The organism is Rhizobium sp. CF122 (assembly GCF_000282035.1).
GTDB lineage: Bacteria > Pseudomonadota > Alphaproteobacteria > Rhizobiales > Rhizobiaceae > Rhizobium.
The window spans coordinates 1-6,432 of sequence record NZ_AKKA01000091.1 but is presented as its reverse complement, the minus strand read 5'-3'; the positions used below and the strand labels follow the sequence as shown (position 1 = coordinate 6,432).

General features: G+C 60.0%; 9 protein-coding genes. 8 read left to right on the top strand and 1 reads right to left on the bottom strand.

Going from position 1 to position 6,432, the window contains the following annotated elements; genetic code table 11:
• A partial coding sequence (locus tag PMI09_RS23735) for a response regulator transcription factor (RefSeq protein WP_007800435.1) occupies positions 1-268 on the bottom strand: 268 nt, incomplete at its 3' end.
• A gap of 327 nt (positions 269-595) precedes the next feature.
• Here PMI09_RS23735 and PMI09_RS23730 point away from each other — a divergent pair.
• The 8 genes from PMI09_RS23730 (at position 596) to sdhD (ending at position 6,340) form a co-directional block, all read left to right on the top strand.
• Entirely contained in the window at positions 596-1,231 is a 636-nt protein-coding gene (locus tag PMI09_RS23730) for a response regulator transcription factor (protein WP_007800433.1), read from the top strand.
• 625 nt (positions 1,232-1,856) lie between these two features.
• A complete protein-coding gene (locus PMI09_RS23725; protein WP_007800431.1) occupies positions 1,857-2,633 on the top strand; it encodes an FUSC family protein in 777 nt (258 codons plus the stop codon).
• Entirely contained in the window at positions 2,630-3,187 is a 558-nt protein-coding gene (locus PMI09_RS23720) for an FUSC family protein (RefSeq protein WP_007800428.1), read from the top strand. The genes PMI09_RS23725 and PMI09_RS23720 overlap by 4 nt, the downstream gene beginning before the upstream one ends.
• A 5-nt stretch (positions 3,188-3,192) precedes the next feature.
• Positions 3,193-4,488: a threonine/serine ThrE exporter family protein gene (locus PMI09_RS23715; RefSeq protein WP_007800426.1), complete on the top strand. Its 1,296-nt coding sequence runs from the start codon at positions 3,193-3,195 to the stop codon at positions 4,486-4,488.
• An 89-nt stretch (positions 4,489-4,577) separates the two neighbouring features.
• Positions 4,578-4,907: an FAD assembly factor SdhE gene (locus PMI09_RS23710; RefSeq protein WP_007800425.1), complete on the top strand. Its 330-nt coding sequence runs from the start codon at positions 4,578-4,580 to the stop codon at positions 4,905-4,907.
• Positions 4,908-5,160: 253 nt separating this feature from the next.
• A complete protein-coding gene (locus PMI09_RS32875) occupies positions 5,161-5,256 on the top strand; it encodes a hypothetical protein (RefSeq protein WP_007800422.1) in 96 nt (31 codons plus the stop codon).
• A 296-nt stretch (positions 5,257-5,552) separates the two neighbouring features.
• A complete protein-coding gene (sdhC, locus tag PMI09_RS23705) occupies positions 5,553-5,948 on the top strand; it encodes a succinate dehydrogenase, cytochrome b556 subunit (RefSeq protein ID WP_007800419.1) in 396 nt (131 codons plus the stop codon).
• Positions 5,949-5,959: 11 nt separating this feature from the next.
• Positions 5,960-6,340, top strand: a complete 381-nt coding sequence (gene sdhD / locus PMI09_RS23700) for a succinate dehydrogenase, hydrophobic membrane anchor protein (RefSeq protein WP_007800416.1) — start codon at positions 5,960-5,962, stop codon at positions 6,338-6,340.
• Positions 6,341-6,432 lie beyond the last annotated feature (92 nt).

Below are 6,432 nucleotides of genomic sequence, written 5' to 3'. Positions count from 1 at the left end.
CAACGTCGTCGGGGTAGGCAGTAACGAGGATCGTTGGGATCGCGTGACCCGCCTCGATGAGGTGTTCATAAAGCTCGAGCCCGGTCATCTCTGGCATATGGACGTCAGCGATCAGGCAAGCGGTTTCGGCGAGACGAGGCGACGCGAGGAAATCGGCTGCCGACGGAAAGGCCGCGACGTCGTAGCCAAGCGATCTCATGAGCCTTTTCATGGATTCGCGAAGGAACTGCTCGTCCTCGACGACCGAGACCAACGACGCCTTCGGCATATGTGCTCCGGAAGTGGAACGCGGGCGCGCCAACCAACACCAGCGACCCGCATGTGAATGTCGTAGCCTGCGCCCATAGTAGTGTTAGAGCAATCTCAATGTCTGTAAACTTTGGCTTATGCCAAGGCGCAAATTCCGCAGCTGCGCGCCAGGATACCGCCAGGGGCGTGATGAGAGCATTAGCTCTTGTTTGTGCCCTTGCGCCGACCTGATGGGGAATGAGGCTGTTCACGTTTATCGGTTGGGACTAAACTTGCCGCAGAGCAGCCACGCGAATCTTGCAAACCGAGCAGGCTCATTGCCTGCCTTTGATCGTGAGCAAAAGTGATGTCGGAAGCGAACGCTACTGTCTTGGTCATCGACGATGATCCCGCTCTGCGAGCCTCGATCGGGCGGCTGTTGCGATCGCTCGACCTGGATGCTCGGCTCTTTGCGTCCGTCTCAGAGTTTCTCGAGATGGACCTGCCGAACTGTCCCACCTGCCTGGTACTCGACGTCAGATTGCCGGGGCGAAGCGGCCTCGATCTTCAACGTCAGCTCGCCATGGCGAACCAGGAGATTCCAATCATCTTCATCACAGGCCATGGCGATATTTCCATGTCGGTGCAGGCGATGAAGGGCGGCGCCATTGAGTTCCTGACCAAGCCGTTCCGCGATCAGGAACTTCTCGACGCCATTCAACTCGGCCTCTCTCGCGATCGTGCTCGGCGGAAGAATGAGGAAGCTCTGGTCGCTCTCAGGGAGCGCTTCGCGTTGCTGAGCCCCAGGGAGCGCGAGATCATGATCGAGGTCGTGCGCGGTCGCCTCAGCAAACAGATTGCCTTTGATTTCGGCATCGCCGAAGTCACGGTGAAGCTGCACCGCAGCCATCTGATGCAAAAGATGAACGCCCATTCGCTTCTTGCACTCGGCCGAATGGCGGAAAAGCTGCAACTGGTACCCCAGGAGCCGCAACACTGCTGAGCCGAAGCCGCATGCGCAGTGGTGGCTCTATCGGCATTCGATCTGCCGTCGCGTGTAATCCAAAGTTTAGGGCAATAGAACCATCGTGCTATTTCCGCGCCACCTGCGTGCAATAGATCGCGGCCTTTCAGATCATCAAACTGTACATCAACCCGGCCGGCGCGTGTTTTGCTTCTCTTTGTCAGTCGGCACATGAAATTCGTCCCGGCTGGCACGGGATGAGGTTTCGATATGGAAAGGCCCCACAGCGAGGATGTAGATGTCTCGTCTCCAATCGATCTCGGGTTTGGCTCCGTGGCCTAGAGCCTCGCGCTGCTCCTTGAAGCAGCGAAAAGCGAGCTCGAGCATGATCAGGAGGGGGCACAGACATCGCTGGCCACTGGCGTTTACACGGCCACGTAGCGGGTCTTCAGAGGCAAGGTCCGATCGTGACCGGGCAACGCCAATCGGTAATTGAACGCAAAGGAGTTACACATGCGGATCGGGCTCGTCATCCCCTGTTACATCGACGCCCTCTTTCACACGCGACGAGCGGCATGTGCGGCATGAAGAAGCTGGCTTCCTTGACCAGGCGCGCTGGAGGCACGTTCTCGACGCTCGTTTCCGAACACAGGCGGATACGGCGATGACTGGCTTCGTGCTCAGTGGTTTTCGTCTCCTGCGGTTAAGCGCGGTCGCAAAGTTGCGACCGCTCGAGGGGGCTCTACGGGCCGCGGGCCCGTCGCTGCTGTTTGGATTCCGGCTGTGGGCTTCGGTGTCTCTTGCATTCTACGCCGCGTTCTGGCTCCAGCTCGATAACCCATTCTGGGCCGGAGCCTCGGCGGCGATCGTGTGTCAGCCCCAACTCGGCGCCTCTTTGCGCAAGGGCTGGTTCCGAATGCTCGGTACTCTCGTCGGTGCTGTCGTGAGCGTGGTTCTGATTGCCTGCTTTCCGCAGGAACGTGTGCTGTTTCTCGTCGCTTTGGCATTGTGGGCAGCGGCTTGCGCCTTCGTCGCCACGCTCTTGCGCAACTTCGCGTCCTATGCCGCATCCTTGGCCGGCTGTACGGCGGCGATTATCGCCGGCGACCTGCTCGGCACTGTCGGTGGCGGATCGACAATGGTGGATCGAGCAGCCAGTCCTCCTTGTCTTCCCGGTCATCGGCGTGATTGCCTGCGCCGTGATGATGAGGGCGATCCGGCGGCGGCGGGAGCTTGGGCCCTTCCTCTGCGGCATCGTCATATTTGCCGCAGCGTTTGGCACGCTGGCGGTATCCTCATTCCCTACATAATCCCCTTCGCGATCACGCTCGCCGATGCCGCCGCACCTCGCTCGAGCCAGGCATTTCTCTTTTGGGAAGCCGGCGTCTTCGTCCCGCCGATCACCCTCATCTATACCGCTGTCGTCTATTTCGCGCCATGAAACAAAAGATCGTACGCGCGCTCGCTTTCATCGCCCGCTGTTCCGCCGCCGCGACAGCTGCTTACGAACTGGCGTCACTGCTGGGGCTGACCGGGTCGGTATGGGCGGCAATGTCGGCGGTGATCGTTTCCCAGGAGCGATTGCACGAAACGCATTCGTCAATCAGGGGGCGCATCCTCGGCACGCTGCTTGGCATCGCCGTCACCATCGTCGTGAACGAGGTGGCCTCGCGCGCGGCCGCCGCCGTCGCTCTTCAGATGGCGATCTCGGTTGCGATCTGCGCGCTGATCGCGCGGGAGTTCCCGGCACTTCGGGTCGCCATGTGGACCTGTCCGATTGTCCTGCTGGCGGTCCAGCCGTCCGTCCCGATCGTCGTCGTCGCATTGTACCGTGGCAGCGAGGTCATACTCGGCGCCCTCGTGGGCTGGGTATTCCACTGGGTGGCCGAAACACTTGTCGATGCGGTCATCGGAACCACGCCCGGTCATCAGGAATCCAGCCGCACCTATGGCTGGCTCAAGAGGCTCATCGGAACGCGCCGGATCGAAGGATGATCGTCATGACCGCTACAGTCGAAGCCCCATCACGAGCCACCCGCCTGACGCGAACGGAGGCGCTGGACACCGTCGCGCTCGCCGCCAAGCTTCTCTTGAAGAACGGGCAAACCAGCGAACGTGTTGTCCTCGCCGTCGAGCGGCTTGGACACGCTCTCGGCCTGCCGCTGACACTGCACCTCAACTGGAGTGAGCTCGCGCTCCAAGTTGACGGCATGCCCTTTTCCGAAATGGTAGGAGCAATGCCGCTTGCCGCCGACATGGGAAAAGTCCTGGGCGTCATGGGGGTGATCGATCAGGTCTGCGACGGGAAACTGGCTCTGAAGGACGTGCGCTCCGCGCTGGAAGCGGCAGCAGCGCATCATTCGCCGGCCTCCACGCCGCGTTTCGTGCTGTTCGCCGCTCTGGGTGCCGCCGCTCTTGGCGTAATCTTCGGCGCAACCGAAGCTGCCAGCCTGTTGTTGATGGCTTTTAGCGCCGGCCTGGGTGCGCTGCTCCGCCGTTGGTTGGCAAAGGTTTCTGGCAATCCCTTCGTCCAGCCTCTCGCCGCCGCCTTGATCGCAGGGGTCGTTGCGGCTGTTGCTGAGCGGTCGCAACTACCGGGCGCGGCATCGTCTCTCACCGCGCTTTGCCCCTGCATGATACTGGTGCCAGGGCCACACATCCTCAATGGTGCGATCGACATGGCGCGCGCCCGTGTCGCACTTGGTCTTGCTCGACTAACCTATGCGGGACTCTTGATCCTTGCAATCAGCATCGGCCTGTTGGTTGGACTTGAGGCCTGTGGCGCGGCCTTGCCACCCGCAACACCATCCTCAGTGGTGCCGTTCGCGGCGGATGTGATCGCAGCCGGTTGTGCGGCCGCGGCATTCGGCACCTTTTTTTCGATGCCGTGGCGCCTTCTGCCTCTTCCCATTGCCGTTGGTATGCTCGCGCATGCGGCACGCTGGGCGGCAATCTCATTCGCAGGGGCTGACGTCGCTACCGGTGCGTTCGCCGCATGCCTGCTTGCTGGACTTGTCGTCACTCTTGTCGCTGATCGCTTGCACCTGCCGTTTGCCGCACTCGGCTTCTCCGCTGTCGTCTCGATGATGCCGGGGTTCTTCCTCTTTCATGCGGCCAGTGACCTGTCCGAGCTGGTTTCAATTGGGCCGCACGCGTCGATGGACCTGCTGATAGGGATCGTCACCAACGGGGCCACAGCCTTCCTGATCATTCTGGCAATGACCTTCGGCCTGATCCTGCCGCGCATGCTGCTCGGGCGTTTCCTGCCACCGGCTTCGAGACGATTGCTAACTTAAGTGAAGAACGGCGGCTTGCGGTGTCACAGGAATGATCGCTCAAGCCGCTTTCGAGGCTCTATAGAGGAGCATCAACAGGAGGTAATACCATGACAGGTGTGACACTCTCGAGTGCCGGTCTCGACCCGCGCCGGCGGCGGATACTATTTCGCTGCTGGCATCGCGGGCTACGCGAGATGGATCTCGTCTTCGGTCAGTTCGCCGAATCTGAAATAGCCTCGCTTTCCGACGCGGAACTTGACGCATTGGAAACCATCATGGGCGAGGAGGACAACGATCTTCTACGGTGGATCATGGGAACCTGGCCAGTGCCGAAGCGTTTTCAAACACCCATGTTTGAGCGCCTTGCCGCCTTCAAGCCGGATTTCGAATACCCGGCGGATGCCGATCCAAGAAACCGGAATGATCCCAGGATTTGATGCAGAAAAGCGCGTCGCGGCTGCCGAACCAGTAAGGTAAGAGCGCCGTGTTTCGATGCGTGCTGTCGAAAATGACAAGCGACGTTCCCCTGTCGGTGCAGGCGATGAAGGGCTGTGTCATTGAGTTCGCGAGGAGCTCCTCGACGCCATTCAGCTCGGCCTGTCTCGCGATCGTGCCCGGCGGAAGAATGAAGAAACTCTGGTCGCGCTCAGGGAGCGCTTCGCGTCGTTGAGCCCCAGGGAGCACGAGATCATGATCGACGTCGTGCGCGGCCGCCTCAACAAGCAGCTTGCGGGCGATATGAGCATCGCCGAAGCCACGGTGGAGGTGCCGCCATGCAAAAGATGAACGCCCATTCGCTTCTCGCGCTCGGCTGAAAAGCTGCAACTGGTACCTTAGTTGCCGCAACACTGTTGAGCCGAAGCCGCACGAGCAGTGGCGTGTTCTGCTGGAATTCGATCTGCCGTCCTTCGCGTGTAATCCAAAGTTTAGGGCAATAAAACCATGATGCTAATCCGCGCCACCTGCGTGCAATAGATCGCGGCATTCCAAATCGTCAAACTGTCGGGATATGGCGCGCACTGGTTTCTCGGGAGTTTGCGTTGCCTCAACAGAGTGACAACAGAAGACGCCGCGAGGTTCTGATGGTGAATGTGACAAGTAACCGGCCCCTGTCGCCGCATTTGCAAATTTACAAGCCTATCCCCACGATGGTTATGTCCATCGTCCACCGCATCACCGGTGGCGCGCTTTACTTCGGCACGCTGCTGGTTGCCTGGTGGCTGGTCGCGGCGGCGACCGGCCAGGCATATTTCGACCTGGTCAATTTGGTGCTTGGCAGCCTCATCGGCAAGCTTGTGCTGCTCGGCTACACCTGGGCTCTGCTGCACCACATGCTCGGCGGCTTGCGTCATTTCGTTTGGGATCTCGGCTACGGCTTCGACAAGGCGGTTTCGACCAAGATGGCAAGGGCTTCGATCATCGGGTCACTCTGTCTCACCGTGCTGGTCTGGGTGATCGGCTTCCTTATTCGCTTCTGAAGGTTGTTCTCATGGATATGCGCACCCCCCTCGGCAAGGTTTGCGGGCTCGGCTCCGCCAAGGACGGTACGGACCATTTCTGGCGTCAGCGCCTCACTGCGGTCGCCAACGTTCCGCTGATCCTCTTCTTCGTCATCTTCATGCTCGCCTATGCCGGCGCGCCCTATGCGGATGTGGTTCGGGCGCTGTCGCACCCCTTCGCGGCTGTCATCATGGGTCTGATGGTGATCTCCGGCGTCCTTCACATGAAGCTCGGCATGCAGGTGATCATCGAGGATTACGTGCATGGCGAGTTCGCCAAGCTTGTCCTGCTGATCCTGAACACGTTCTTCGCGATCCTGGTTGCAGGGTTCTGTCTCTTCGCAATTCTGAAAATTGCATTCGTAGGATAACCGTATCATGGCACCGACTTCACCCGCCCAGAATGGCAAGGCCTACAAATATGTCGATCACTCCTATGACGTGATCGTCGTCGGCGCCGGTG